Annotated in this window: 3 protein-coding genes and 1 pseudogene; all 4 read right to left on the bottom strand. The window is 67.5% G+C overall.

The genetic code is table 11. The features are described from left to right. Positions 1 to 70: 70 nt before the first annotated feature. Positions 71 to 736, bottom strand: a complete 666-nt coding sequence (locus I5W_RS22210) for a pilus assembly protein PilP (protein ID WP_044530875.1) — start codon at positions 734 to 736, stop codon at positions 71 to 73. After that, positions 733 to 1,323 (bottom strand): type 4a pilus biogenesis protein PilO, encoded by a 591-nt coding sequence (pilO, locus tag I5W_RS22205; protein ID WP_044530874.1) that lies wholly within the window; start codon positions 1,321 to 1,323, stop codon positions 733 to 735. The genes I5W_RS22210 and pilO overlap by 4 nt, the downstream gene beginning before the upstream one ends. Continuing rightward, a complete protein-coding gene (locus tag I5W_RS22200) occupies positions 1,320 to 1,883 on the bottom strand; it encodes a hypothetical protein (protein ID WP_044530873.1) in 564 nt (187 codons plus the stop codon). The genes pilO and I5W_RS22200 overlap by 4 nt, the downstream gene beginning before the upstream one ends. Beyond that, positions 1,880 to 2,102, bottom strand: a pseudogene (locus tag I5W_RS22195) (pilus assembly protein PilM); the annotation flags it as partial. The gene I5W_RS22200 and the pseudogene I5W_RS22195, both read right to left, overlap by 4 nt.

Raw genomic sequence — 2,102 nt, 5'->3', positions numbered from 1 at the left:
ATGGCGTGCAGGCGGTTTTCGGCGCTGGCAATCTGGGTCAGCAGGGCGGCCAGCACCAGCAACAGGATCTTCATGGCGTGACTCCCGGCCTGATCAGGCGCCGTTTGTTCTTGCGTACTGTAAAGCGCGATGCCCGGCTGGTCTTCGCCGGAAAAGTGGCGGAGGGAGGTGCCAACGCGGGGCTGGCTGTCCCCGTGGAGCTGGCCATCGAGATGGTTCTGGTGTTGCCGGCATGAGCGATGTCGATCTGTTCTTCGCGCACGGCCATCACTTGCCCCAGGCCACCCGGCAACATGTCGCCGACCTGCAGACGATGGGTGGCGCCATCCAGTTCGGCGATGGCGGTCCAGTGCTGGTCGCGCCGCAATGTGCCTAGCAGGCGCAATGTGGGAGGCGCGAGTGCGGCGCTTGCTGCGGGTGGGGCGGAGGTGTGGCTGGGGCTGGCTTCATCGTCTTCCTCATCGGCGCTGGGAGGGGCGCGCCTGGGTTGACTGGCGTGCGCGTCTTGCTGGGGATGGAAGGGATCGGCCAATTCGCTGTCGTCGCTCACGGGCGGCGTGCTGGCCGGGGCCGGTGCCGCGGGCATGGCGGGGAGTGGCGGCGGTGGCAGTGGCCGCGCACTCTCCATCCAGATGCGGGTGGCGGCGGCTTCATCGGGATGCTGCACCGCTTGCAGCGTGCCATAGACCGCCGCGGCCAGCAGCAGCGGTGAGAGCGTCAACGACAGCAGTTTCATGACCTGGGCTCCTGGGTGGGGTGGGCAGCAGGCGCAGGGCTGGCGGCGGGAGCGCTGACACTGGCGTTCATCTGCAGCATGGCCTGGCCGTGATGCTCGACCGCGCTGATGTCCAGGCTTTCGAACAGCACCGGCAGTGGCGCGCTGCTGACCAGTTCGATGAAACGCAGCACTCCGGCATGACCGCCGCGCAGCACGATGGCCGCCCCCAGCTTGCCGCTCAGGGGTTTGAAGGATTCCAGCGTCAGTCCACATTCGTTGGCCCTGCGCGCCAGCTTGGCCTGCAGCAGTTCGGCTTGCAGTTGGTCCGGTGGCCAGAGCTGGTTCTGATGCTCGGCCAGTTGCAGCTCCAGCGCGTTCTGGCGCGATTGCAGCGTGGCCTGCTGCGCCACCTGCGTCAGTGCCGCCTGGTACTGGGCGCGCAAGTCCTGTTGTTGTTGGCGTGCCGCCTGGCGTTGGTCGTCCAGCTCATCGACCGCCAATAACAGGCCACTGAGCGCGCACAGGACGATGGTCAGCAGCCACAGCGCCAGGCGTGCGGGCAGCGGCCAGTGGGCGGGATGGGTATGCAAAGAGGAGGTCTTCATGGTGTCGCTCCACGCGCTGCTGTCGGGGGCGCCAGCGGGATGATCAGGCTGAAGGCATAGGCACCATCCTCGGCCTGCAGGTCATTGAGCGTTGCACCTTCCAGGCCGGCGCCGGCCAGCGCGTTGGTAAAGTCGCGCAGCTCCTGCGCGTTGACGGCCTGGCCGCGCAACTCGGCGTGATCGGCTTGCAGCAGGATGCGTTGCAGGCGCAGTGGGCTGTTCGCCGCCTGGGCCGCCTGCGCGGCACTGCGCACCAGCAGGCCGGCCTGCTGGCGGCGCAGGGTCAATTGCTGTTGGGCCGCCAGTTGTTTTTCCAGCGCCTCGATGCGCTTGCGCAGTGCCGCGGCTTGCTGTACCTGCGGCGCGAGTTTGTGCAGCGCCTGGCGCAATAGCGCGTTGGCCTCCTGGAAAGAGCGTGTATGAAGGAAAATGCGCGCACCCGGCAGGAGGGCCAGCAAACAGCCCAGCAACACGGCCGCAGATAGTGCGCGATAGAAGTTTCGTTCCCGGATGCGCCGCCGCTGCGCCGGCGAGCGCGAGAAATCGAATCCGCAGCTCATGCCAATCCCTCCCAGGCCAGGGCCAATGCCAGTTGGTAGTCGATGGGAATCTGCGCCGCGATCTGGGCCGAGAGCATCAGCGAGCTGGGCGGGGTGGCGACTTGCGCATCCAGGCCGGCATACTTGCCGAAGGCCCGCGCCATGGCGCCCAGCGCCGGATGATCGCCGCTCAACAGCAGCCGTCGCGGCAGGGGCCGCAAGATCGGCGCGGCGCGGGCC

Source organism: Herbaspirillum sp. B65 (assembly GCF_000333555.1).
In the GTDB taxonomy this organism is placed as follows: Bacteria; Pseudomonadota; Gammaproteobacteria; order Burkholderiales; family Burkholderiaceae_D; genus Herbaspirillum; species Herbaspirillum rubrisubalbicans.
This window is presented reverse-complemented; position numbering and strand designations above follow the sequence as displayed.